The organism is Spirillospora sp. NPDC048911, assembly GCF_043198015.1.
Classification (GTDB): Bacteria; Actinomycetota; Actinomycetes; order Streptosporangiales; family Streptosporangiaceae; genus Spirillospora.
On record NZ_JBICUD010000003.1, the window covers coordinates 208,232 to 233,924 of the forward strand.

The window sequence follows — 25,693 nt, forward strand, 5'->3', positions numbered from 1 at the left end:
GTCATCCCACCTTCTCCGGCAGCCCGTCGAGGAACTCGGCGAGCGCGCGGGGCGTCGGGTTGTTGAAGATCTCTGGCGTGGCGAACGAGACCGGCAGCGCCGCGCAGAGCTCCTTGCGGATCCTGACCGCGAGGAGCGAGTCCATCCCCAGGTCGGTGAAGTCGACGTCGGCCCCGACATCGGCGAGGTCGGAGTACCCCAGCACCGCGGCGACCGTCGTGCGGACCAGCTCGGTGATCGCCGTGCGGCGTTCGGCGCCTTCCGGGACCGGCGCCGGCGGCGCCGCCTCGGTGAGGGCGGCCGGTCGCGGAGCGGCCTGGCCCGCGTCCGCCTCGACGGCGGGACGGGCTGGGGCCGCGGGGGATTCCCCCGCCGGGCCGAGCGGCAGCCGGTACGGCCTGCGATCGAACGCGTACGTCGGAAGGTTGATCTTCCGCCCAGGGCGCCCCCGGTGGAAGTCGGGCCACGAGATCGGCTGACCGGCCGCGTAGGCCTTCGCGACCGATTCGAGCAGCACCCGGCCGTCCCGGTCGGACGAGTGCATGCTGGCCAGCCAGACGTGCCTGCCGGGCGGGACGCAGCGCTTGCCCAGCGACGTCAGCGTCGCGGACGGGCCGACCTCGACGAAGAGGTGTTTGCCGCGCCGGTCCAGCGCCCGCATGGCGGCCATGAAGTTCACCGGTTCGGAGATATGGCGGACCCAGTAGTCGGCGGAGAAGTCGCTCTTCCTGGCGACCTCGCCGGTCAGCGCCGACACGAGGGTGATCGCGGGCTCGGTGAACCGGACGCCGTCGAGCGCCTCCCGCAGTTCCTCGGTCACCTCGGCCATCAGGGGCGAATGGGACGCCTGCGACACCGTGAGGTGCGCGAACTCGATGTCCCGCGCGGCCAGCTCGGCGGTGATCGCCGCCAGGGAGTCGCGCCCGCCGGAGATGACGCATTGCTGAGGCGCGTTGATGGCGGCGACGGCGACATCCGGGTAGGCGGCCAGCATCGGGGCGACCGCGTCCGCGCCGGCCCCGACGGACACCATGCGGCCGGGAGTGCGCACCGAGTCCATCAGCCGCGCCCGCACCGTGATCAGCTTGGCGGCGTCCGCGAGGCCGAACAGTCCGGCCACCGCTCCCGCCGCGACCTCTCCCATGCTGTGGCCCGCGACGGTGGTCGGCCTGACCCCCCACGACATCCAGAGGCGGGCGAGCGCGTACTCGATCGCGAACTGGACGGGCTGCCCGTACCGGGCCAGGTCGAGCGCCTCGGCGTCCTCGGTTCCGCAGGTCCCCAGCACCATGCTCTTGATCGGGCGGCCGGCGAGCGGGGTCAGCACTTCGTCGCAGGCGTCCAGTTCCTCGGCGAACACGGGGTGCCGCCGGTACAGCGCGGCGCCCATGCCGGGGCTCAGGGGGTTCAGGCCCGAGAAGAGGAACCCGACCTTGCGGGCGCCGCCGGGCGGCCCGCCGCGCTCCACGGTGGCCAGCATCTCTTCGAGCCTGGCGGCGAGGTCGTCGGACCCGGTCACCACGCCCGACACCCGATGACGGAAATGGGCACGGCCGACGTTGGCGGTGTGGCACAGAGCGGCGATGTCGAGGCCGGACCGGCCGGCCGCCCACCCCTGGTAGGCCCGGATCTGCCCGGCGAGCGCCGGGACCGACTTGGCGGAGATGGTCAGCACGTGAGCGTCGCCGGATTCAGGCGTCCGGGTGACCGAGGGCGCCTTCCTCGGCGCCTCTTCCAGAACTGCCGAGGCGATCGTCCCGGTGAACCCGAACGAGTTCACCAGCCCGCGGCGGACGTCGGCCCGCCACGGCTCCGGCCGGGTGGGAACGCGGACCGGCCAGGTCTCCCAGGCGATGCGGCTGGAGGGCTTGTCCAGGTGGAGATGCGGGAACACGGTGCCGTAGCGCATCTGCAGCACCGTCTTGACCACGCCGCCGATGCCGGCCGCGGCCTCCATGTGCCCGACGTTGGTCTTGAGCGAAGCGACCAGCAGCGGATCGTCCGCGCTGTGCGACGGGCCGAAGACCTCGGCGATCGAGGCCATCTCGATCGGGTCGCCGAGGGGCGTGCCGGTCCCGTGGGCCTCGACGTACTGGATGTCACCGGGTTCGAGGTTCGCGCCGGCCAGCGCGGCGCGCATGAGCGCCTCCTGCGCGAGGCCGTTGGGGGCGGTGAATCCGGCGCTCTCGCCGTCCTGCCGGACCGCGGTGCCGCGGACCAGCGCCAGCACGGTGTCACCGTCCCGCTCGGCGTCGCTGAGCCGCTTGAGCACGACCACGGCGCACCCTTCGGCGCGGCCGTAGCCGTCGGCGGACTCGTCGAAGGTCTTGCATCGCCCGTCGGCTGAGAGCGCCTGCATGTCGGTGAGCAGCACGCTGCTGTACGGGTGGTGGATGATGCCGACGCCACCGCACAGCGCGAGCTCGCATTCGCGGCCGCGCAGGCCGCCGACCGCGAGGTGCAGAGCGGCCAGCGACGACGAGCAGGCGGTGTCGACCGACATGCACGGACCGCGCGCGCCCAGGAAGTAGGAGACCCGCCCCGCGACGGCCGCGTTCAGGACCCCGCCGGCGAGGTACCCGTCCATGTCCTCGGCGGCGAGTGCCCCGATCTCCCACGCGAAGTCCAGGGCGCTGGCGCCGAAATAGACCCCGACGTTGCCGCGCCGCAGCCCGGTGGGGTCGATATTGGCGTTCTCCAGCGCCTCCCATGACGTTTCCAGGGCCAGGCGCTGCTGCGGGTCGATGCAGCGCGCCTCCTTCGGGGAGATGTTGAAGAACGGGGCGTCGAACTGGTCGATTCCCGTCAGGAAACCACCGCTTGCGGAGCTTATTCGACCGTTTCCCTCACCATTGGACCCAGTGAATTCGGCGGCGTTCCACCGGTCCGATGGAATGGACATGATCGCGGACTTTCCCGAGCCGAGATACTCGGCGAAGGCGCCGAGGGTCGTGCTGCCGCCCGGCATCCGGAGGCCGATTCCCACAATCGCGATGGGCTCGTGCAGCCGCTGGAGCTGCGACTCGTACTCGCGGATGATCTCACGTGCCGCGCCAAGCTCAGCTTCGATCGTCATGCGGGCCAATATGCCAGCCGACCCTGATGCGCAGCTGTTTCACCGCTGACGGCGGCGCGTCAGAAGGCCGTCAGCGGGCGATCAGAAGCCTCTGCGAGGATCCACGAGGACGAAAAAGAAGATTGCGACAATCACCCTGGAGCGCACTCGTGGCCGATCCTTTTGAAAACGAGGAAGCCGAATATCTCGTTCTGGTCAATGACCAGGGCCAGCATTCGCTGTGGCCGGAATTCATCGACGTTCCGTCCGGCTGGCAGGTGGCGTTCGGCGGCGGCGGGCGGCAGGAATGCCTGGACTACGTCGCGGCGAACTGGACGGACATCACGCCGAGAAGCCAGGTCCCCGGGTGAGCGCGCGATGACCGACCTCATCGCTACGACGGAGGCGACGCTCTGCCGGGTCATCGCAGAGGTCCTCAGCCTGGAGCTCGTCGGCCCCGGGGACGGCTTCTTCGAGGTGGGCGGCGACAGCGTCCTGGCGGTTCAGGTCGTCGCCCGCGCGCGCGAGGCCGGCCTGGCTCTCGGCGTGCGCGACCTGTTCGACCACCAGACCCCCGAAGCGCTGGCCGCCGTGATCGACGACCGTTCCGCCGCCACCGGCGCGGACGGCGACATCGCGGACTCCACTGCCCTCGCCCGATCCGCGGCGCCGGTGGAATCGCCGCTGCTGACCTTCGCGGACGACGAGTTCGGCGAGTTCGGGGACGACGGCGCCGATCCTCACGCCGGCAGTGCCGAGGGCGAATGGGAGACCATCACATGAACCGCGCCGGCATCGAGTGCGTCCTGCCGCTGACCCCCTTGCAGGAAGGGCAGCTTTTCCACGCCGAGTTCGACGAGGCCGGCCCGAGTCTCTACAACATGTACCTGTCGGCCTTGCTGACCGGGCCCCTGGACGTCGCGGCGCTGCGGTCCGCCTGCGCGCGGTTGCTGGCGAGGCATCAATGCATGCGCGCGTGCTTCCGCCGGGACCGGGCGAACCAGACAGTCCAGGTCGTCCTGCGCGAGGTACCGCTGCTCTGGCGCCAGGTCGATCTGTCCGCCCACCCCGAGCCCGAGCGCACCGAGCGGCTGAACCGGCTGGCGGAGGCCGTCCGGACGGACCGCTTCGACCTCACGAAGCCGCCGCTGACCCGGTTCGTGCTGGTACGCCTGGCGCCCGACCGGCATCGCTTCATCCTCTGCACCTACCACGCCGTGCTGGACGGATGGTCTTCCTGGCTGCTGCTGGGCGAGCTGGCCCAGATTTACGAGCAGGGCGGGGACGACACCGGACTGCCGGCGCCGCCGCCCTACGAGGGCTATTACCGGTGGCTGGCCCAGCAGGACCGCGCCGAGGCCGAGAGCTCGTGGCGAACCGCGCTCACCGGGCTGCCGGGGCCGACCCTGCTGGCTCCGTCCGAGCCCGAACGATGGCTGGCCGACAGCGAGCGGTTCACCGTGGAGATTCCCGCCGAACTGGTCACGAGGTTGCGAGGCTTCACCCGCGGCCGTGGCCTGACCATGAACACCGTCTTCCAGGGAGCGATGGGACTGGCCCTCGGAACCGCCACCGGCCAGAGCGACGTGGTGTTCGGAGGCACGGTCACCGGCCGCTCCCCCGAGGTGCCGGGCATCCAGAACATGGCGGGGATGTTCCTCAACACGCTGCCGGTCCGGATCCGCCAGGACCTGACCCGGGCCGAGACGGCCGCCGCCATGCTGGCGCGGGTCCAGGCCGAGCAGGCGCGGCTGATCCCCCACCACCATCTCGGCCTGGTCGAGGTCCGCCGCGCGGCGGGACAGCCGGAGCTCTTCGACGCGCACCTGTCGTTCCAGAACTTCCCCGGGGCCGGCACGACGGGCGGGTTCGCCATGTCCGACGTCCGGACCGACGTCAAGACCAACTACACGCTGAGCCTCGCCGTGCAGGCGTCGGACGACGTGATCGAGATGGACGTCGAACACCGGCCCGGCCTGTTCGGCCGGGAACGCGCCGAGGAACTGGCGGCGAGGCTGGTGCGGGCGCTGGAGGCGATGGCGACGGCGCCGGGCGTCCCGGTGCGGGATGTCCAGGTGCTGGCGGCCGAGGAGCGGCGGGCGCTGCTGGACCTGGGCCGGACCCGGCCGGCAGTGGCCGGGCCGGAGCTGGTGCCGGAGCTCTTCGCGACGCGGGCGGCGGCGGAACCGGAGTCGACCGCGCTGGTGTGCGGCGACGTGGAGATGTCGTTCGGCGAGCTGGCCGGACGGGTGAACCGGCTGGCCCGGTGGCTGATCGCGGCGGGGGCGGGCCCGGGAGACCCGGTCGCGGTGCTGCTTCCGCGATCGGCGGACTCGGTGGTCGCGATGCTGGCGATTCTGACGGCCGGGGCGATGTACGTACCGGTGGACGTGTCCTACCCCGCCGAGCGGGTGCGGTTCATGCTGGCGGACTCGGCGCCGCGCGTCGTGATCACAACGACGGAGTTCGCGGCGGCCGGGGAGGCGGCCGGTGCGCGGCCGCTGGTGCTGGACTCCCCCGAAGCCGTCGCCGAACTGGCGGGATCGGCGGACGGACCGGTCATCGCGGCGGAGCGCCGCGGCTCGCTGGAGCCGTCCGGCCCGGCGTACATGATCTACACCTCCGGTTCGACGGGCCGGCCCAAGGGCGTGGTCGCCACCCATCAAGGCCTGGCGAACCTGTTCGCGTTCTTGCACGGCGAAGTCTTCGAGCCCGGCGAGCGGCGAGCCGGACGGCGGCTGCGGGCGATCCTGGTGTCCGCGCTGTCGTTCGACGCGTCCTGGGACATGGTGCTGTGCCTGCTGGCCGGCCATGAACTGCACGTCCTCGACGACGACGTCCGCCGCGACGCGCACGCGCTGATCGAATACGTCCGCGAACACCGCGTCGACGTGGTCAACGTGACCCCCTCGTACGCGGAACAACTGGCCGAGGACGGCCTCCTGGAGGGGGACGGCCGGCCCTCGGTGCTGATCCTCGGCGGTGAGGCGGTCGGGGCCAAGCTCTGGGAGCGGGTCAGCCGAGCCGAGGGCGTGGCGGGCTGGAATTTCTACGGCCCGACCGAGTGCACGGTCGACTCAGTGATCACCCGGGTCGGCGGCGCTCGGCCGGTGCTCGGCCGCCCGGTGCCGGGCACCCGGGCGTACGTGCTGGACGAATGGCTGCGCCCGGTCCCGGTGGGGGCGCCGGGCGCGCTGTACGTGGCGGGGGCCCAGGTCGCCCGGGGGTATGGGGGCCGTCCCGGGCTGACCGCGGAGCGGTTCGTGGCAGACCCCTTCGGAGCGCCCGGCGAACGGATGTACCGCACCGGTGACCTGGCGCGGTGGACGCGCGGCGGCGTGCTGGAGTTCCTCGGCCGCGCCGACGACCAGGTCAAGATACGCGGGTTCCGGATCGAGCCCGACGAGGTCGCCGCGGTCCTGGCAGAAAGCCCGCTGGTCGGCCAGGCCGCGGTGGTGGTCGGGGAAGGCGGCCTGGTGGCCTACCTGGTGCCGGCCGGCGGCGCCGATGTCGATGCTGTACGCCGCCACGCCATGGCCGAGCTCCCCGACCACATGATCCCCTCAGCGTTCGTGGCGCTCGACGCCCTGCCGCTGACCCCGAACGGCAAGCTCGACCGCGCCGCTCTCCCCGACCCCGCCGATGCGCACGCCCCGATGGGCCGGGGCCCGCGCGATCGCCAGGAAGAAGTGCTGTGCCGCCTCTACGCGGAGTTGCTCGGACGCGAGCCGATCGGGATCGACGACGACTTCTTCGCGCTCGGCGGCCACTCGCTGCTCGCCACCCGGCTGACCAGCCGGATCCGGACCGAGCTCGGCGCCGAGCTCTCCGTCCGGGCGGTGTTCGAGGCGCCGACCGTGGCCGATCTCAGTGCCAGGCTCGCCGGCGCCCGGCCCGCCCGGCCCGCGCTGCGCCCGATGAGCCGCGCGGCGACGACCTAAGGAGACACGATGATCCCGCTGTCCTTCTCGCAGCGAAGGTTCTGGTTCCTGAACAAGCTGGAAGGCCCCAGCGCGACCTACAACATGGCGGGGGCCCTGCGGTTGCGGGGGCCGCTGGACCACCAGGCGATGGCGGCGGCCGTCAACGACGTCATCGACAGGCACGAGCCGTTGCGGACGGTGTTCCCGGACACCGAGGGAGAGCCCTACCAGCGGATACTGGAGATCGGAAGCGCCCGCCCGGAGCTGGAGATCATCCGGGTCGAACCCGGTGACCTGGCGGCGGCGAAGCACCGGGCCGCGAACCACGTCTTCGACCTCACCGCCGCCAGGCCGCCGTTCCGCGCCACCCTGTTCGTCCTCGGCCCGGACGAGCACGTGCTGATGATCGTGGGCCATCACATCGTCGGGGACGGCTGGTCGACGGCACCGCTGCTGCGCGATGTCGGGCGCGCCTACCAGGCGCGGTCCGAGGGACGCGAGCCGGATTGGAAGCCCCTGCCGGTCCGGTACGCGGACTACGCCCTGTGGCAGACCGAGGTGCTCGGAAAGGCCGACGATCCCGGCAGCGTCCTGGCGGAGCAGCTGGAGTTCTGGACGAAGGAACTGGCGGGCGCCCCGGAGTGCCTGCCGCTGCCCACCGACCGGCCCCGGCCCGCGTTCGCCAGCTATCGCGGTGACACCGTCCCGTTGACAGTGGACGCGGACCTGCACGCTCGCCTCGTCGACCTGGCGCGCGAGAGCGGAGCGACGCTGTTCATGGCGCTGCACGCCGCGCTGGCCGTGCTGCTGAGCAGGTGGGGCGCTGGGAACGACATCCCGATCGGGTCACCGCTGGCCGGCCGCACCGACGAGGCCTTGGACGATCTGGTCGGATGCTTCATCAACACGGCGGTCGTGCGCACGGACGTCTCCGGGGACCCGACCTTCGCGGAGCTGCTCGGCCGGGTGCGCGAGCGGACGCTGGCGCTGCTGGAGAACCAGGACGCGCCGTTCGAGCTGGTGGTCGAGCACGTCAACCCGGAGCGGTCACCGGCCCGCAATCCCCTCTTCCAGGTCATGCTGACCCTCCTGAACGTGCCGCGTGACGCGGACCTGCTGCCCGGGCTGGACGCGGAGATGGAGGGGGTGCGCACGCCGACCGCCAAGGTCGATCTCTCGTTCAGCCTGACCGACGAGTACGGTCCCGGCGGCCGGCCGGCCGGGCTGACCGGGACTCTCGAGTACACGCTCGACCTGTTCGGCCGGGCGAGCGCCGAGGCGCTGGCCGGCGGACTGGTGCGGGTGCTGGCGGCGGCCGTGGCGGCACCGGACGTCCCGGTCGGCCGGCTCGACATCATGACCGCCGGGGAACGCCGGGCGCTGCTGGAGCTCGGGCATGGCGGGCCCGCGACGAGCGAACCGGAACTGCTGCCCGAGATGTTCGCGGCGCGGGCGGCGGCGATGGAGCCGGAGCTGACCGCGCTGGTGTGCGGCGGCGTCCAGGTCTCGCTCGGTGAGCTGGCCGGCCGGGTGAACCGGCTGGCCCGGTGGCTGATCGCCGCGGGAGCGGGCCCCGGGGTCCCGGTGGCGGTGGCGTTGCCGCGGTCCGCGGACGCGATCGCGACGATGCTGGGCGTGCTCGCCGCCGGGGCGATGTGGGTGCCGGTGGATCTGTCCTATCCGGCGGGCCGGGTGCGGTACATGCTGGCGGACGCGGCACCGCGCGTACTGGTGACGACTCCCGAGCTGGCTGCCGGGGCGGCGAGCGCCGATCTCCGGGTGCTGGTGCCGGGTTCGCCGTCGGCGGAGGCCGAGCTGGCCGGGCTGGCGGACGGGCCGGTCACCGCGGCCGAGCGCCGCGGCCCGCTGGAGCCGTCCGACCCGGCGTACATGATCTACACCTCCGGTTCGACGGGCCGGCCCAAGGGCGTGGTCGTCACCCATCAGGGCTTGGCGAACCTGTTCGCGGTCCTGCGCGGCGAGGTGATCGAGCCCGCGGCGCGGCGGGCCGGGCGGCGGCTGCGGGGGGTCCTGGTGGCCGCGCTGTCGTTCGACGCGGTCTGGATCATGACGCTGTGGTTGCTGGCCGGCCACGAGCTGCACGTGCTGGACGACGACGTCCGCCGCGACGCGGACGGCCTGATCGGCTACGTCCGCCGCCACGAGGTGGACGTCCTGCACGTCACCCCCTCCTTCGCCGAGCAGCTCATGACGGAGGGGGTGTTCGGGCAGGGCGGGCCGTCGGTGCTGATCCTGGGCGGCGAGGCGGTCGGGGCCGGGCTGTGGGAACGGGTCGGCCGCGTCGGCGGCGTGACCGGCTGGAACTTCTACGGCCCGACCGAATGCACGGTGGACTCGGTGATCGCCCAGGTGGGCGGTGACCGGCCGGTGATCGGCCGGCCGGTGCCGGGCACCCGCGTGTACGTGCTGGACGAGTGGCTGCGCCCGGTCCCGGCAGGGGTGCCGGGCGCGCTGTACCTCGCCGGCGCGCAGGTCGCCCGGGGGTATTGGCGCCGGACCGCGCTGACCGCCGGACGTTTCGTCGCCGATCCGTTCGGCGCTCCCGGCGAGCGCATGTACCGCACCGGCGATCTGGCCCGCTGGACCCACGACGGCGTCCTGGAATTCCTCGGCCGGGCCGACGACCAGGCCAAGGTGCGCGGGTATCGCGTCGAACCCGGCGAGGTCGCCGCGGTCCTCGCCGAGAGCCCGCTGGTCGGCACAGCGGCGGTGACCGTGCGCGACGGCACCCTGGTGGCCTACCTGATCCCCGCCGACGGCAACGCCGATCCCGGCGAGTTGCGCCGCCACGCCATGACCAGGCTCCCCGACCACATGGTCCCGTCGGCGTTCGTGACACTCGACGCCCTGCCGCTCACCCCCAACGGCAAACTCGACCGCGACGCCCTCCCCGACCCCGGCGCCTCGCACACCCCGGCCGGCCGCGGCCCGCGCGACCGCCGGGAGGAGGTGCTCTGCGGGCTGTTCGCCGAGCTGCTCGGCCGCGAGCCGATCGGGATCGACGACGACTTCTTCGCCCTCGGCGGCCACTCGCTGCTGGTCACCAGGCTGGTCAACCAGATACGGAGCGACCTGGGCGCCGAGCTCTCGGTCCGGGCGGTGTTCCAGGCGCCGACCGTGGCCGATCTCAGCGTCCTGCTCGCCGACGCGCGGCCCGCCCGGCCCGCGCTGCGCCCGATGACCGATCCAGCGACGAGCTGAGGAGACACGATGATCCCGTTGTCGTTCGCGCAGCGACGGCTGTGGTTCCTGAACAGGCTGGAAGGTCCCAGCGCGACCTACAACCTGACGGGAGCGCTGCGGATCCGAGGGCCGCTGGACCGCCGGGCGCTGGCCGCCGCGTTGAACGATGTGGTGCGCAGGCACGAGCCACTGCGGACGATCTTCCCGGACGCCGGCGGAGAGCCCTGCCAGCGGGTGCTGGACGCCGGCCAGGCCCGGCTGGAGCTGCCGGTCGTCGCCGGGCTCGGGCCCGGCGCCCTGGCGGCCGCCGTGCGCCACGCCGCGAACCAGGTGTTCGACCTGGCCGCCGCCCGGCCGCCGTTTCGCGCGACGCTGTTCGTCGCCGGCCCGGACGAGCATCTGCTCGTGTTCGTCGGTCATCACATCGCGGGGGACGGCTGGTCGACGGCTCCGCTGCTGCGCGATGTCGGGCGTGCCTACCGGGCACGATGCGAGGGACATGAGCCGGACTGGGAGCCGCTCCCCGTCCGGTACGCGGACTACACGCTGTGGCAGGCCGACCTGCTCGGGAAGGCCGACGACCCCGGCAGCGTCCTGGCGGGCCAGCTGGCCTTCTGGGCCAAGGAGCTGGCGGGCGCGCCGGAATGCCTGCCGCTGCCCACCGACCGCCCCCGGCCCGCGTTCGCCGGCCATGGCGGTGACACCGTGACATTGACGGTGGACGCCGGCCTGCACGCTCGTGTCGCCGACCTGGCGCGGGCGAACGGGGCGACGCCGTTCATGGTGCTGCACGCCGCACTGGCCGTGCTGCTGAGCAGGTGGGGCGCCGGGAACGACATTCCGGTCGGATCACCGCTGGCCGGCCGCACCGACAAGGCACTGGACGAGCTGGTCGGCTTCTTCGTCAACACGGTGGTCGTCCGGACGGAGCTGTCCGGGGACCCCACCTTCGCCGAGCTGGTCGGCCGGGTGCGCGAGACGACCCTGGCGGTGCTGGAGAACCAGGACGCGCCGTTCGAGCTGGTGGTCGAACACCTCAACCCGGAGCGGTCACCGGCCCGCAACCCCCTCTTCCAGGTCATGTTGAACGTCATGGTCATGCCACCGGCCGCGGAGCTGCTGCCCGGCCTGGCCACGGAGATGGAGGCGGTGCCCACGCCGACCGCCAAGGTCGACCTCACCTTCGCGGTGATGCAGCACTTCGCCCCCGATGGCCGGCCGGCCGGACTGGACGTCAGCGTCGTGTACGCCCTCGACCTGTTCGATCGGGAGACCGCGGAGGCACTGGCGGATGGTCTCGTGCGGGTGCTGGCGGCGGCCGTGGCTGCGCCGGACGTCGCGGTGAGCCGGACCGAGCTGCTGGCGCCGGACGAGCAGCGGGCGCTGCTGGACCTGGGCCAAGGCGAACCGGCGATGGCCGGACCGGAACTGCTGCCGGAGCTGTTCGCCGCGCGGGCGATGGCCGAGCCGGGCCTGACCGCGCTGGTGTGCGGCGACGCGCGGATGTCGTTCGGTGAGCTGGCCGGACGGGTGAACCGGCTGGCCCGCCTGCTGATCGCGGCCGGGGCCGGTCCGGGCGACCCGGTGGCGGTGGCGTTGCCGCGATCCACCGACGCGCTGGTGGCGATGCTGGGAGTGCTGACGGCCGGGGCGATGTACGTGCCGGTGGACGTCTCCCATCCCCCGGAACGGGTGCGCTCGCTGCTGGCGGACGCGGCACCGATGCTGGTGATCACCACGGCCGGAGCGGCGGACCAGGCTGCCCCCGGTGTCCGGCGGCTGGTGCTGGGCTCGGCGGAGGTGGCGGCCGAGCTGGCGGCGCTGCCGGACGGGCCGGTCGCCGCGGCCGAGCGCCGCAGGACGCTGGAACCGCCGGACCCGGCGTACATGATCTACACCTCGGGGTCGACGGGCCGGCCGAAGGGCGTGGTCGCCACCCACCAGGGCCTGGCGAACCTGTCCGCGTTCTTCCGCAACGAGATCATCGAGCCCGCGGCACGGCGGGCCGGGCGGCGGCTGCGAGCAGTTCTGGTGGCCGCGCTGTCGTTCGACGCGTCCTGGGACATGGTGCAGTGCCTGCTGGCCGGCCATGAACTGCACCTGCTGGACGACGACATCCGGCTGGACGCGCACGCCCTGGTCGGCTACGTCCGCGAGCACGGCATCGACGTGGTGAACGTGACCCCCTCCTATGCCGAACGGCTGGCCGAGGACGGGCTCCTCGCCGCGGAGAACCGGCCGCCGGTGCTGATCCTGGGCGGTGAGGCGGTCGGGGCCGGGCTCTGGGAACAGGTCGGCCGGACCGAGGGCACGGCGGGCTGGAACTTCTACGGCCCCACCGAATGCACCGTGGACTCGGCGGTCGCCAGGGTGAGCGGCGACCGGCCTGTGATCGGCCGTCCCGTGCCGGGCACCCGGATGTACGTGCTGGACGAATGGCTGCGCCCGCCTCCGGCCGGGGTCCCGGGCGCGCTGTACGTGGCCGGCCCGCAGGTGGCGCGGGGCTATTGGCGCCGCCCGGATCTGACGGCCGAACGGTTCGTCGCCGACCCGTTCGGCGGCGCCGGCGAACGGATGTACCGCACCGGCGACCTCGCCCGCTGGACCCGGGACGACGTCCTGGAGTTCCTCGGCCGGGCCGACGACCAGGTCAAGGTGCGCGGATTCCGGATCGAGCCCGGCGAGATAGCCGCCGTTCTCACCGAAAGCCCGCTGGTCGGCCAGGCCGCGGTGGTGGCCAGAGAAGACAGGCTCGTGGCCTACCTCGTGCCCGCCGACGGAGCCGCCGCCGACACCGCTGACGGCACCGCTCTCGGCACCGTCGACGCCGGCGAGTTGCGCCGCCACGCCATGACCAGGCTCCCCGACCACATGATCCCGTCGGCGTTCGTGACACTCGACGCCCTGCCGCTCACCCCCAACGGCAAGCTCGACGGTGACGCCCTCCCCGACCCCGATCGCACGGGATCGAGCTCCGGCGCCCAGGCCGCTCGCACCGCTCGCGAGGAAGCACTGTGCTGCCTGTTCGCCGAGGTTCTCCATCTGGACTCGGTGGGCGCCGACGACAACTTCTTCGCGCTCGGGGGGCATTCGCTGCTGGCCACCCGGCTGGTGAGCCGCATAAGGGCGGCGCTGGGAACCGATCTGCCGGTCCGGCTGTTCCTCCAGGCGCCCACCGTGGCCGGGGTCATCGCGTCGCTCGCCGCCGACCCCGCCGCGCAGGCCCGCATCGATCCGGTGGTGCCGATCCGGACGTCCGGCGACGAGCCGCCGCTGTTCTGCGTGCACCCGGTGTCCGGAGTGGCCTGGTGCTACTCCGGCTTGCAGCGGCACCTGCCCGCCGGTCTCCCCATGTACGGCCTTCAGCTGGAGATGGCCGAGGAGCCGGCCTGGCCTCGGGATCTCGCGGAGCTCACCGCGAGCTACGCCCGCCGCATACGCGAGGTTCAGCCGACGGGCCCTTACCGCCTTCTCGGCTGGTCGCTGGGCGGGAACATCGCGCACGCCGTCGCCGCCCGGCTGCAGCGCGAGGGCGAGCGGGTGGACCTCCTGGCTCTCCTGGACGCGTATCCCACCGATCCCGGGCCCCCGGACACCGATCCCGCGGCCGCGCTCAGCGCGATCGAGACGGCGATCCTGGTCACCCTGGCCCAGGATCTCGGCCTGAGCGTCGACACCGCAGACGACCCACCATCACTGCGGCGGCTGAGACAAGCCGTCGCCAGGGGCTTCGGCCTCCCGGAGCAGATCCTGGCCGACCTGCCGCGCGCGTCCGGAAATCTGATGCGGATAGCCCGAGGCGGCGAGCACGAGATCTTCCACGGAGATCTGGTCTTCGTCCAGGCAGCGGACGCCCGCCCCGGAATCTCCGAACCATCGGAACTGTGGCGGCCCTACGTCAGCGGCACCATCGACCGAACCACCATCGGCTGTGGCCACTTCGAGATGATGAAACCCGGCCCGATGGCGGAGATCGGAGCGTTGCTCGCGGCCAGGATGACGGCGCTCGCGGCCGGGACGACCGCCTGATGGCCGCCAACACCGCCACCGCCGGCACCACCACTGGCAGCGGCGTACGGGGACGGGACTTCCGGCTGCTGTGGACCGCGGAGTCCATCAGCAAGACCGGCAGTGCCGTGACGACCTTCGCGCTGCCCCTGGTGGCCCTGCGGACACTGGGCGCGAACACGCTGATGATGGGCGTGCTGAACGCCATGATCTGGCTGCCGTGGCTGCTGGGCGGGCTGCAGGCGGGCGCCTGGGCCGATCGCCACCGGCTGCGGCCGCTGATGATCGGCTGCCAGCTCGCCTCGGCGATCCTGCTGGTGAGCGTCCCGATCCTCGCCTGGCTCGACGCCCTGACCATGGGGTACCTTCTCGCGATCGCGTTCGCCACCGGATGCTCGAACGTCGTCTTCACCGCGGCGTACCACGCCTTCGTGCCGTTCCTGGTCGGCAAGAGCGACCTGCTGGCCGCGAACACCCGGCTGACGGGCACCGAGCAGGCGGCCAACATCGCCGGTCCCGGGCTCGGCGGAGCGATCACCCAGCTCTCCTCGGCCGTTCTCGGGTTGTTCGCCGACGCGGTCAGCTTCCTGGTCGCCGCCGCCTGCCTGCGGTCCATCCGCGCGCGGGAACCGGCCCCCGGCCAGGACGAGCGGCCGGATCAGCCGCGGACCACCATCCGGGCCGACATCAGGGCGGCGATCGGGTTCGTGGCGCGCGACCCCTATCTGCGGGTGATCACCGCGACCAGCGCCAGCACCAACCTGCTCATGGCCGGCATCCAGGCGCTGGTCGTGGTGTTCCTGGTCCGGGACGCGGGGCTCAGTCCCTGGGCGGTCGGCGCCACCACGATCACGATCAGCGCCGGCGGCCTGCTCGGCGCCGTCCTCGCGCCCAAGGTCGCCGGCCGGCTGGGAACCGCCAGGACCCTGCTGACCGCCCCGGTGACCGACTGCTTCCTGCTGCTGTTCCCGCTCGCCGGCGGCGGCGCGCCGCTGGTCCTTGCGCTCGCCGGAACGCTGGTCTGGGCCACGGGCATCGTCGTCCGGAACGTGACGCAGGGCGCTTTCCGGCAGGCCTACTGCCCGCCCGGCATGCGCGGCCGGGTCGCGATGACGATGCGGTTCATCACCTTCGGCGTCTGGCCGCTCGGCAGCCTCCTCGGCGGTGCTCTCGGCACCGTCGTCGACGTCCGGACGGCGCTGTTCCTCCTGACGGCCGCCAACGTCGTCACCGACATCTTGGTGTTCATCGGACCGATGAAGCACGGCAGAGACCTGCCCGCCGAGCCCGGGGCACAGCCCGGCGACGGCTCCCGGCCGGTCACCCGGAAATGAAGGAGAGGCACGTGAGCAAGCCCAGAATCCGAAGACGGTCGAAATTGGCCGCGGCCTGCTGCCTGGCGGTCGCGCTGGCGGGATACCCCGCGGCTCACGCCGCCGGGGCGCTGGGGCACGACGAGCCCACCGGGCCGGTGACACGGAACTCGATGACCCAGAACTCGATGACCCGGAACAAGGCCACGGGCGCCCTGATGAGCGTGGCGAGCCCCGCCGACCAGTTCCCGCGGAACGCGCAGCGCCAGCCGGTGCTGGCGGTCGACCCGGCACATCCGCAGGTCGTCGTGGCGGCCGGGAACGACCTGGTGGACCTGCCGCGGTGCTCGAAGGAGGCCGCCACCACGGGAGCGGCGTGCGGTCTCCCGGCCAACCCCGCGGGAGGCGGCAGGCTCGCCCTCGGCGTGGGTCTCAGCGGCGTGTACTTCTCGTTCGACAGCGGCCGCCGCTGGACCCAGCCCACCTATCAGGGGCTGACGGCGGCCGGATGCGACCCCACCGTGGAGCCGTGCACGCCGAAGCCGGGCCCGATCCACACGGTCCCCAACTACTACGAGAAGGGCCTGGCGGCCCGGGGCGGTGCCGCCGCCGCCATCGGCCCGGTGCTGCGCGACGGCAAGTTCTCCTGGGCGAACGGCTCGCGCGCGTACGTGAGCTCGGCGGGCTCGACCTTGACCAACACGCCGATCGAGCCGGGCCGCATCGATTCCAGGGCCGCCGTGATGGTGTCGCACCTGGACGATCCGACGCCGGCCCGCGTCGCCGACCAGTCGAACTGGTCGGCCCCGGTCATCGTGCCGGAACGCACACCGGCCGTCTCGTCCCCGACCGGGCTTCAGATCTGGGCCGACAACGCCGCGAGCAGCCGGTACTTCGGCCGGGTCTACATGTGCTACAACGACTTCCAGATCACGGGGAACGACGGCCCCATCCAGCCCACGGTGGCCGCGTCCGGCGACGGCGGCCAGACGTGGGCGACCCGCGCCGCCGCCCCGCCGACCAACTCGGCCGCCGAGGGCTACCGCATGTCGTGCACGATCCGCACGGACAGCCGCGGCGCGGTCTACGCGTTCTTCACCCACTTCTCCGGGCACTTCCCCTCGCACGATCCCGCGGCGGCACTGTCGGTCGTGAAGTCGTCCGACGGCGGCGCCACCTGGACCGCACCGGTCGACTTCATGCAGATCAACAACGGCTGCTTCTATGTGGACCGGATCGGCGACCGCTGCACCGAGGAAGGGCCGGCGGGGACCGCCAACGAGCCCGGGCCCAGCGTCAGCGTCGCCAACGGCGCCCCCACCGGTCACGACGCCACGGACGAGATGATGCTCACCTGGGCGGACGGCCGGTTCGGCCAGAACCGGGAGGCGGCCCTGCTCTCGTACTCCAAGGACCGCGCCAAAACCTGGTCCGAGCCGGCGAAGGCGTCACTGCCGGGCGAGCGGGTCCTGTACGCCGCCACCGCCATCGCGCCCGACGCCTCCCGCGTGTACCTGACCTACAACGCCTTCACCACACCGTTCAGCCCGACGACGGCGGACCCGCGGCTGATGCGCGGGGCCCTGCGGTCGGCGGCGATCGGGCGGCACGGTGAGCCGGCCGGCTGGTCCACCGAGTACACGGGCCGCACCGGCGACGCGCGCGGCACCACCTTCACCAGCTGGAACTATCCGGAGTTCCTCGGCTTCTTCGTCAGTGCCGCCGCGACCCGCCGGTACGGGATCGGCGCCTGGACCGACGTGTCCCGCACGGCCGACTGCCCGGTCATCGACAGGTGGCGGCAGGCGACCCTCGACGCCGGCAAGGTGCAGGTCCCGGCGCCATGGCCACAGACGGACTGCCCGGCGAACTTCGGGAACGCCGACGGCGCGAGCGCGACGACCGCTCGTTAGCCGCTCGCCGGCCGCGCGTGGACACGGGCGCCACCGCCCGTTCCGATCGGAACGGGCGGTGGCGCTCGCGGTCCGGCGGCCGGTCAGTGCGGCGAACGGGCCGCCGGGCCCGCGCTCAGGAGTCGTTCGAGTCTCATCAGCGCGTCGTCGGCGGCCCGGCCGATCTCCTTGTCATCGGGGGCTCCGGCGCACGCGCCGAGCATCTCGACGACCGTGGCGCCGGCCGCCGCGATCTCGTCCTGTTCGTCGGCCATGGCGTTCCCTCCCGGGTCTCGTCGCGGGTCAGACTGCATTGCATGCTCGGAAGACGTGCACCAGGGCCGGGATGCTGGCGCCGTGCTGGAAGGCGATGTACTCGGGCAGGACGACGTCCTGCTTCCATTTCTCCTTGTAGGCGTACTGGGTCTGCGCCGGGTAGATGTGCCCGCCGTTGGTCCAGAGCTCCTTCATGCACCACTGGAAGGCACGGCTGTGACCGGGGAACTCGAATCTGGCCGAGAGCCCCGAGAAGGGCGTGTAGCCGAAGTGGAGCCACTCCGCTCCCTCGGCCTGGAACGTCTCGATGGCCGCCTTGTTGATCGCTTCCATCACGCCCGGCGGGCAGTCCGGGCGGCGGCGGCTGAGGTCGTGCATCCACCCGGGCCGGGAGCCGTAGACCGGGGAGTAGGAGATGTAGCCGGTCAGCCGGTCGCCGTGCGCGCCGACGAAGAGCCGGCGCAGGTGCTGATGGGGCCCGCCGCACTGGCCCACGAGGAACTCCAGCGGCCGCGCGCCGCCCTTGGCGCCCAGCCATTCCGCGTCCAGATCCCCCATGGCGGTGTGCCACGCGCTGAGCGGCGCCTCGCTGATCTCCATCCCGCTTCGCAGCGCCCGCGCGATCTTGTTGCGCAGCTGCATGAACGCCGTCCCGCGCAGGCTGAAGGTATCGAGCCGGAGCGCGTATGAGGCGCCTATCTGGTTGACGGTGAAGCCTTCCTCCAGATACTCGGCCGCGTCAGCGCCCTGGAGCTGGATGACCACGATCTCCCGGTCCTGTTCGGCGGCCAGGTCGAGAAAGGCCCGCAGCAGCCGGGGCCGCGCCTCCTCGGGCGCGAACGGGCCGCCGAACTGCACCAGATAACGCCCGGCGGGCCGGTACACGATCACGCCGGGCGTGTCCGGCAGGTGCAGATGGCTGTTGCCCTCGTTGACCGCGAGGAACGAACTGGGATTGTCCGCGCCGGGATATCGCCGGATGGCGTCCAGTGCGATGTCCGACGTCGTGAGCGTCTCGGTCATCGGCGTGCTCCATTCATGACATGGCTTTTCCCATCGCGAAATTTATCGCACGAAGGTGCGCGAATTTCAAGGCGAGGAAGGGTCAGTTACGAGTCAGCAGAACATCAGAGCCATCCGGCATGATGGCTTTAGCGAAACAACTTGGAGAGGTTCCCAAAGTGGCCTAATGGGTCCCGGCGCAAGCCGGGAAGGTGCCGCTCAGACGCCTACGCAGGTTCGAATCCTGCCCTCTCCGCGACAACGAGGTCAGTCCTTTTTTCCTAGGAGAATTCGTGGCGTCAGGCTTTCGTGCCCCAGCCTCCCTTGAGATTCCCGTGGAGGGTGTCCACCAATGGTTGACGACCCTGCTGCGGGACCTGCCCAAGCCGGCCGAATACCAGATGACCGCCGATTACTCTCGCGCGGTCGCCAGCTACTGCTTGGAGAAATGGCTGGCCGCGAGCCCGCCCACTCTCCCGTCGGTCGATGAGGCCGGTGCGGAGTTCCGCCAGGCGTTGCTGGCCTCGAACGACCTCTCCGAGCATCAGGTCGAGCAGATCTGCAACCGGACGTTCGGCCTGGAGCGCGAGCTCGAGGCCTGGCTCTGTGGCACGACCGAGCGGTTCATCAATCTCATCAAGCCGTGGACTCCCGTCTGGCTCGGCTTCACCGGCTGGGCGCTGCGCTGGTGCCGGCAGAACTCGATCGGGACCCTGGTGTTCCTGGCCCGCGACGCGCTGCCGTTCCATGTCGCGGCGACGGCTCTGGAACAGGGCGTCGACCTGCATCTGGCGCACGTGTCCAGGGCCACCCCGCCCGACGCGTCGACGGTCGATCTGCTGCTCCGGCGGTCCTCCCTCGCCCTTGTCGATTCCGGCTGCTACGGGACGTGCATCAGCGATCTGCGGCGGCGGCGCGGCGCCACGGACCGGGAAGGCCCGGCCACCCTCCTTTACTACAGCCGCAATCCGCAGTTGTTCGGCTATATCAACTACGTCATGTCCCGGGACATGCTTTCCAGCCCGGAGACGATGGACCGCGCGGCCGACTTCACCATCTATGCGGGTGACTTGCTCGAAGCCCTGCCCAAGCCCTACCGGTATCGGGCGCACGACCGGGCCCTGGTGGAGCCGACCGACCTGCTCAGCTTCACCATCTCGATCGCGGCGCTCGCCGAAATGAGCAGCCTGGCGAAGGCGAGCACCTTTCTCGATGCCGAGCGGATGAACGACATCCATGAACAGGTGCGGATGTTGTTCCGGACTTACCAGCTCTCCAGGCACCGCAGCGAGCTGCGCAGCGATTTCCTCTTCGACGAGCCGACACCCAAGAGCCTGCCGGTACCCGCCGCCTTGGCCGACCTCGACTACCTCGATGTCGCACCGCAAAGTCATCTCTTCGGCACCGCCGCCGGCTAACATGAGGAGCTGTTCTTTTGATGCCATTTCCAGCCAACTCCCCGACGCTGCTTCCGGCCGGCACGACGCTGCGCTTCCTGACGTCCCGCCGGCAGGGGCCGGGCGCCTACCTGGAGGCCCGCGAGGACGAGCCGACCCTGGAGGCACTGCGCTGGGCGGCCGAGATCACCTGGCTGCTGTCCGGTGAGGCGGTCACGCCCGCCCCGTTCATCGACGAGTGCCGGCGGCGGGACGGCGCGTTCGCGATGACCGCCGCCGACCCCGAGCCGTCCCGGGCCGCGAGCTACTACGCCGTGCGCGCGTTCACGCTCGCCGGGCTGCGCGACGACGTCCCCCGCGAGCTCGCGCACTGGTTCGTCGACGAGCTCGCCACGCCTGACCTGCCCGCGGCATCCGACATCGACGAGATGTTCTATGTGCTGCGCGCACTCGAGCAGCTGGGCGCGCTGAGCCTGATCTCGCCCGAGGTGTCCCGCTCGCTCGTCCATTTCCTCCAGGCATGCCGGAACAGCGACGGAGGCTACGGCGGCAAACCGGGTCAGCCACCGGACACCGAGCACACCTACTGCGCCATCTGCAGCCTGTCGCTCCTGCAACACCCGGTCAGCGCCGCCGAGGGCCGCGTCACGACCGCATGGCTCAGGGAGCGGTTCGACACACCCTCTGGCCTCGCGACGCTCACCCCAGGCGATGACACACCTTCACTCGCCGCCTCATATTGGGGCTTCCGCGCGGGCGAGGTGCTGGACGCCGCCGTCTGGACCGACCGGCTCGGGCCTGCGGTGGAAGGCCTGGGCAAGCCGGGCGGCGGTTTCGGAGCGCGGGAGCACGCCACGCTGTGGGAGTCGTACTGCGCGCTGCGCGTCCTCTCCCTGCTCCCCGCTCCGCTCGGAGCCGAGCGATGACCCCGTCCCGGCTGTCGGACGTCATCGGCGGTCGCGCGAAACGGGGCGGGCTCGCGGTCGGCATCTATCTCATCCCCGGCTTCCCGACCTGGAGCGCGAGCATCGAGGCGCTCGACCTGTGCCTCGGCCTCGACGTGGACTTCATCGAGTTCGCGGCGATCTCGGATCCGCGGTGGTCGCCCAGGACCGGTCCGATGATCGCCCGGGCCCTGCGGGAGGCCGAGCCCTACTCCGAGGCCGAGGCGACCGCGTGGCTGCTGCGTGCCCCCGTGCGGGTGGCCATCGTCTACGGGTCGGCATGGCCGTCGCCCGCCGTCTGGTCGGCGCCGCCCCCGCTGCGCACCGGAGTCTCCGGCTACCTCTTCGAGACCGACCCTCCGGACCTCGCGCCCTACGCGCAGGCCGCCGCCGAGGACGGGGCGGTCATCATTCCCGCGGTCGACGCCACCGCCGACGGCCTGTCCGATGACGACCGGCGGCTCCTCGCCCTCGGCGGCGGATTCGTGTACGCCTCCCTGGGGCCGGAGACCGGGACGAGGGCCGCATCCCTCACCGATCTCCGGCGAAAGCGCGATGAGATCCGCTCCGTCCGCCCGGATCTGCCGGTCTGCGCCGCCTTCGGCATCAGCGAGCCCGCAGACGTCGAGGAGCTGCGCGGCTCGGGCGGCTGCGACGGCGTCATCATCGGCTCCGCCGCCCTCGCCAGGCTGGACGAGGGGATGGCGTCGTTCACCGGATGGCTCAAGGACATCGTCACCGCGGCGAGGTAGGCCCCATGCATACTCTGGACCACAAGCTGGCGCGGCGCGTCTTCGACGAATGCCTGCGGCAGCTCGACCTGGACGAGGTACCGCTGCGGACAGGCGGTGACAGGGAGCGGGTCGCCGAGACCCTGGCCGAGCTCGTCGGAGCCTCCGGCCACGATCCCGAAACGGTCCTGTCGGCGTTCCTCCGGGATGTCGCGCCGGCCATCATCGCGTGCGACACACCGCGCTTCATGGCCTTCGTGTCGTGCGTGCCGTCGAAGACGTCGATCCTCTTCGACATCCTGGTCTCCTGCTTCACGCTGCACGGGATCTCCTGGCTGGAGGCCACCGGGCCGGTCGCGGCCGAGAACCAGGCGCTGCGGGTGCTGGCCGACGCCGCCGGGCTGCCGGCCGGCGCAGGTGGCTGCTTCGTGTCCGGCGGCTCCAGCGGCAACCTGTCGGCCCTCCTGGTCGCACGCGATGCGGGCCTGAGCCGTCACGGTGGGCAGGGCGCCCGGCCGAAGGTGGCGGTCACCGCGGACGCCCACAGTTCGATCGGCAAGGCCCTCCATGTCCTGGGCATGGAACCGCTGCTGGTGCCCACGGACGACCATCGGCTGACGGGACGGGCGCTGCGGGAGACCCTGGCCCGCGAGCCGGACCGGGACGACGTCGTGGCCGTGGTCGCGACCGCCGGCACCACCAACGGCGGGCTGGTCGACGACCTGGCCGGGATCGGCGAGGTGGCCCGGCAGCACGGGCTGTGGTTCCACGTCGACGCCGCCTATGGCGGCGCCGGTCTGCTGGCGCCCTCGGTGCGCGGGCTCTTCGACGGCGTCGAGCAGGCCGACTCCCTGGTCATCGACCCGCACAAATGGCTGTTCGCGCCGTTCGACTGCGCGGCGCTGCTGTACCGCGACCCGCCCATGGCGCGGGCGGTGCACGCTCAGCGGGCCTCCTACCTGGACGCCATCCACGATGACGACGCCGACGGCATGGGGAACCCGAGCGACTACGCCTACCACCTGACCCGCCGCGCCCGCGGCCTGCCCCTGTGGTTCGGGCTGGCCGTCCATGGAACCGACGCCTACCGCGACGGCATCGAGAACACGCTCACCATGACCCGCTACGCGGCCGGCCGCGTCGCGGGCACCGAGGGCCTCACCCTGGTCTGCGAGCCGGAGCTGTCCGTGGTGCTCTTCCGGCGGGACGGGTGGGGATGGGACGACTACGAGAAGTGGTCGGCCAGGCTCCTGGAAGACCAGATCGCCTTCGTGCTGCCGACCGAATGGGAGGGCGAGCCCGTGGCCAGGCTCTGCTTCGTCCACCCGGAGACCACCGAGCGGCTGGTCGACGAGGTGATCGCGACGATCGCCCCGGAACTGGACGGTGCCGGCGGGCCGAGCATGCTCATCGACGGCTGACCAGGAAACGCGAATCAGGAGACACGAAGAGCCGTTCGCCGGACATTCATCTCCGGCGAACGGCTCTTCGATCGTCAGGACTCCGGGAGCGGCTCGGGCAGGGCGTCGACGACGACGATCCGGTCCGGCACCAGATCCGGCCGCAGGCGGTCGGACAGCCAGTCCGCGACGAGGCCGGGCTCGACCGCGTGGGACGTGCCGGCCGCCGCCACCACCGGACGCGGGTCGCGGTCATAACCCGGCCGGATGGCGTAGACGGCATAGCGGCCGGTGCCGCGGAGCATCTCCTCGACCTCGACGCTGACGCGGAACCCCTTTTCCACGAGCAGCTCGGTGACCTGCTTGACCCGGCCCTCGGTCGGTGAGGCGGCCTCGTCGTGGACCTCCATGCTGATCTGCTGGATCAGTGGCCAGTGGCGGTCCTCGATCCCCCTGAGCACGTCGTGCTCGGCACGCTGGGCATCGATCTTGATCAGGTCGATGGCGCGGACTCCGACCTCGTCGATCACGGCCGACATCGGGCGCAGCCGGCACCGGCGCTCGACGAACTCGAAGTCCTTGCCCGCCAGCGCCTCGACTTCGGCCAGATGCTCCGCGCGTCCGGGCGGCCCGCTCTGCCGCTCGTTCGCGACGTACAGCTTGATCAGCTCGACCTCGTTGTCCCAGTTCGTGTAGTCGTGCCGGCACGACATGATCGAGATGTCCGGGTAGTAGTAGAACGAGACCTCCTGCTCGCGGTCGGACAGCCCGTACTCGAACGACCGGGTGGTGAGGCCGCGCTCGCCGATGTTCTCCTGGAGCTTGGCGAACACTTCGGGAATCGGCTCGAAGGCGTACACCCGCGCGGAGGGGCAGCGCGCCTCGATGAAGAGGCTGTACATCCCTATGTTCGCGCCGACATCGAAGACCACGGCGTTCTCGCGGAGCACGATTCCGCCGCGCAGATAGACCTCGTCGACGAAAATCTCGTCGTGCAGGAATCGCGTCTCAGCCATGTTCATCACCGCCAGTTCGGCGAGGACACCGGTGTCGGCGGTGACGGAATGCGTGCCCCATGGCAGCACCTGCGCCACCAGCTTGCCGTCGGTATCGCGAAGAACGCGGGCACGCGCTATTCCGGGATAACGGCGCAGTGTCCTTTCGATTTCGGTAGTGACCTGGCGGAGCGACATACGATCTCCCTACCTCTTGCACCTCGGTACTGCGTGAAAGGGGTCTTCATCGTGTCAGGCGGATCCCACTCCGCACTGACGTCGCGCTGACCGCCCCGGCGTTGTGCAATCCGGGTCCGTTCGTCGTCAGCATGCCGTCAGAACCGGCTGCAATCATGTTCGAGAAGTCGCCCGAAATAGGTCGGAGAATGACTGATGCGATCGCTTGACGAGGCGCGTGATGAATGCGAGCGCCATCACCCGGGCATGTGCGCCGCGCTCGCTGACATTTCCCTTGAGGAACGTGAGGCACCGGACGGGCCCGTTCTCGGCATCTTCCGTAAATTCGGCGGGCCCGGGCTGATGGTGCCGGCGGAATACGGCGGCCTGGGAGTGGACGCGCTCAGCGCGTCGCGCGTCGTGCGGGCGATGTCGTCGTACTCGCCGTCGCTGGGTGCCGCGACCACCATGCATCACTACACGGTGGCGACGCTGTTCTCGCTCGCCGCGAGGGCCGGGCGGCTGACGTCCGCGCAGCTGGAGCTCCTGACCGAGATCGCGCCTGCCAACCTCCTCGTGGCGTCCGGATGGGCCGAGGGCAAGCCGGGGGCGAACATCGTCATCCCAGCGGCGACCGCCCGCGTTACCGACGGCGGCTACCTGGTCAACGGCGGCAAGAAGCCGTGCAGCCTCGCCCGGTCGATGGACGTGCTCACGGCCAGCGCCGCGGTACCGGTGGACGGGATTCCCACGCTCGCGCTGCTGCTCATCCCGGCCGGTTCGCCGGGCATCTCCGTGCACCGGTTCTGGCTGAGCAACGTGCTGGCCGGGGCGGAGAGCCACGAGGTCAGGCTCAACGACGTGTTCGTCCCGGCGGACATGGTGATCCGCACCGAGCCGGACGACCCGGACCGGCTCGACGACCTGCAGACGACCGGGTTCGCCTGGTTCGAGATGCTGGCGACCTCGGTCTACGTGGGCACCGCGAGCGCGCTGGTGGAACAGGCCCTGACCAGGGGCCGCGGCAGCGTGACGGACCGGGCGCAGGCGGCGATCGAGCTGGAGTCGGCCGTCGCCCTGGTCGAGGGCGTGGCCCGGGCCATCGGCGGCGGGCTCACCGGCGACGCCGCCGTCTCGGCCGTCCTGGTGGCCAGATACGCCTCCCAGCGGGCGCTCAGGTCGGCCGCGGACCTGGCGGCGGAGCTGCTCGGTGGCATCGCGTTCATCCGGTCGCCGGACATCGCCTACCTGATCGCCGCCGTCCGCCCGCTGGCCTACCACCCGCCGTCGCGCACCGCGATGGCGGAGGCCCTCGTCGACTATCTCACCGGCCAGCCGCTGCGGCTGTCCTGACCAGCCCGTCCGCCGAGGAGGAA

General features: G+C 71.5%; 16 protein-coding genes and 1 tRNA gene. 13 read left to right on the forward strand and 4 right to left on the reverse strand.

The annotated features are described in order from the left end of the window. Window position 1: 1 nt before the first annotated feature. Complete coding sequence (locus ACGFNU_RS15175; RefSeq protein WP_392593859.1) at window positions 2-3,076, reverse strand: type I polyketide synthase; 3,075 nt, start codon at window positions 3,074-3,076, stop codon at window positions 2-4. 149 nt (window positions 3,077-3,225) lie between these two features. On the opposite strand from ACGFNU_RS15175, the gene ACGFNU_RS15180 reads away from it, so the two are divergent. From ACGFNU_RS15180 to ACGFNU_RS15210, 7 genes are read left to right on the forward strand one after another with little or no spacing between them, the layout of a single operon-like run. Further along, window positions 3,226-3,426: an MbtH family protein gene (locus ACGFNU_RS15180; protein ID WP_392593860.1), complete on the forward strand. Its 201-nt coding sequence runs from the start codon at window positions 3,226-3,228 to the stop codon at window positions 3,424-3,426. Window positions 3,427-3,433: 7 nt separating this feature from the next. Next, on the forward strand, window positions 3,434-3,838 hold the full coding sequence (locus tag ACGFNU_RS15185; protein ID WP_392593861.1) for a phosphopantetheine-binding protein: 405 nt from the start codon (window positions 3,434-3,436) through the stop codon (window positions 3,836-3,838). Beyond that, window positions 3,835-6,996 carry an amino acid adenylation domain-containing protein gene (locus tag ACGFNU_RS15190; RefSeq protein ID WP_392593862.1) on the forward strand — a complete coding sequence of 1,054 codons (3,162 nt, stop codon included), beginning with the start codon at window positions 3,835-3,837 and terminating at the stop codon, window positions 6,994-6,996. Before ACGFNU_RS15185 ends, ACGFNU_RS15190 begins: the two co-directional genes overlap by 4 nt. 9 nt (window positions 6,997-7,005) lie before the next feature. After that, window positions 7,006-10,200, forward strand: coding sequence for an amino acid adenylation domain-containing protein (locus ACGFNU_RS15195; protein ID WP_392593864.1), 3,195 nt, complete (start codon window positions 7,006-7,008; stop codon window positions 10,198-10,200). Window positions 10,201-10,209: 9 nt separating this feature from the next. Beyond that, the gene (locus tag ACGFNU_RS15200; RefSeq protein ID WP_392593866.1) at window positions 10,210-14,211 is read left to right on the forward strand and encodes an amino acid adenylation domain-containing protein; all 4,002 of its coding nucleotides are present in this window, start codon (window positions 10,210-10,212) and stop codon (window positions 14,209-14,211) included. After that, a complete protein-coding gene (locus ACGFNU_RS15205) occupies window positions 14,211-15,524 on the forward strand; it encodes an MFS transporter (protein WP_392593868.1) in 1,314 nt (437 codons plus the stop codon). The genes ACGFNU_RS15200 and ACGFNU_RS15205 overlap by 1 nt, the downstream gene beginning before the upstream one ends. A gap of 11 nt (window positions 15,525-15,535) precedes the next feature. After that, window positions 15,536-17,416, forward strand: coding sequence for a hypothetical protein (locus ACGFNU_RS15210; protein ID WP_392593870.1), 1,881 nt, complete (start codon window positions 15,536-15,538; stop codon window positions 17,414-17,416). Between the two features lie 83 nt (window positions 17,417-17,499). Here the strand turns inward: ACGFNU_RS15210 and ACGFNU_RS15215 are convergent, their stop codons facing one another. Next, window positions 17,500-17,670: a hypothetical protein gene (locus tag ACGFNU_RS15215; RefSeq protein ID WP_392593872.1), complete on the reverse strand. Its 171-nt coding sequence runs from the start codon at window positions 17,668-17,670 to the stop codon at window positions 17,500-17,502. Window positions 17,671-17,698: 28 nt separating this feature from the next. Next, window positions 17,699-18,694, reverse strand: coding sequence for a bifunctional lysylphosphatidylglycerol flippase/synthetase MprF (locus tag ACGFNU_RS15220; protein WP_392593874.1), 996 nt, complete (start codon window positions 18,692-18,694; stop codon window positions 17,699-17,701). A 143-nt stretch (window positions 18,695-18,837) separates the two neighbouring features. On the opposite strand from ACGFNU_RS15220, the gene ACGFNU_RS15225 reads away from it, so the two are divergent. The 5 genes from ACGFNU_RS15225 to ACGFNU_RS15245 all read left to right on the forward strand — a co-directional run bounded on the left by ACGFNU_RS15225 (window position 18,838) and on the right by ACGFNU_RS15245 (window position 23,166). Next, a tRNA-Cys gene (locus tag ACGFNU_RS15225) sits at window positions 18,838-18,929 on the forward strand. 100 nt (window positions 18,930-19,029) lie between these two features. Beyond that, the gene (locus ACGFNU_RS15230; protein ID WP_392593875.1) at window positions 19,030-20,091 is read left to right on the forward strand and encodes a hypothetical protein; all 1,062 of its coding nucleotides are present in this window, start codon (window positions 19,030-19,032) and stop codon (window positions 20,089-20,091) included. Window positions 20,092-20,111: 20 nt separating this feature from the next. Then, window positions 20,112-20,996, forward strand: coding sequence for a prenyltransferase/squalene oxidase repeat-containing protein (locus ACGFNU_RS15235; protein WP_392593877.1), 885 nt, complete (start codon window positions 20,112-20,114; stop codon window positions 20,994-20,996). Further along, window positions 20,993-21,766, forward strand: coding sequence for a tryptophan synthase subunit alpha (locus tag ACGFNU_RS15240; RefSeq protein WP_392593878.1), 774 nt, complete (start codon window positions 20,993-20,995; stop codon window positions 21,764-21,766). The genes ACGFNU_RS15235 and ACGFNU_RS15240 overlap by 4 nt, the downstream gene beginning before the upstream one ends. Window positions 21,767-21,771: 5 nt before the next feature. Continuing rightward, the gene (locus ACGFNU_RS15245; protein ID WP_392593880.1) at window positions 21,772-23,166 is read left to right on the forward strand and encodes a pyridoxal phosphate-dependent decarboxylase family protein; all 1,395 of its coding nucleotides are present in this window, start codon (window positions 21,772-21,774) and stop codon (window positions 23,164-23,166) included. 74 nt (window positions 23,167-23,240) lie between these two features. On the opposite strand, the gene ACGFNU_RS15250 is transcribed toward ACGFNU_RS15245, so the two are convergent. Beyond that, window positions 23,241-24,338 carry an FkbM family methyltransferase gene (locus ACGFNU_RS15250; RefSeq protein ID WP_392593882.1) on the reverse strand — a complete coding sequence of 366 codons (1,098 nt, stop codon included), beginning with the start codon at window positions 24,336-24,338 and terminating at the stop codon, window positions 23,241-23,243. 195 nt (window positions 24,339-24,533) lie between these two features. Here ACGFNU_RS15250 and ACGFNU_RS15255 point away from each other — a divergent pair, with 195 nt between their 5' ends. After that, window positions 24,534-25,670 carry an acyl-CoA dehydrogenase family protein gene (locus ACGFNU_RS15255; RefSeq protein ID WP_392593883.1) on the forward strand — a complete coding sequence of 379 codons (1,137 nt, stop codon included), beginning with the start codon at window positions 24,534-24,536 and terminating at the stop codon, window positions 25,668-25,670. The last annotated feature ends 23 nt before the right edge of the window (window positions 25,671-25,693 follow it).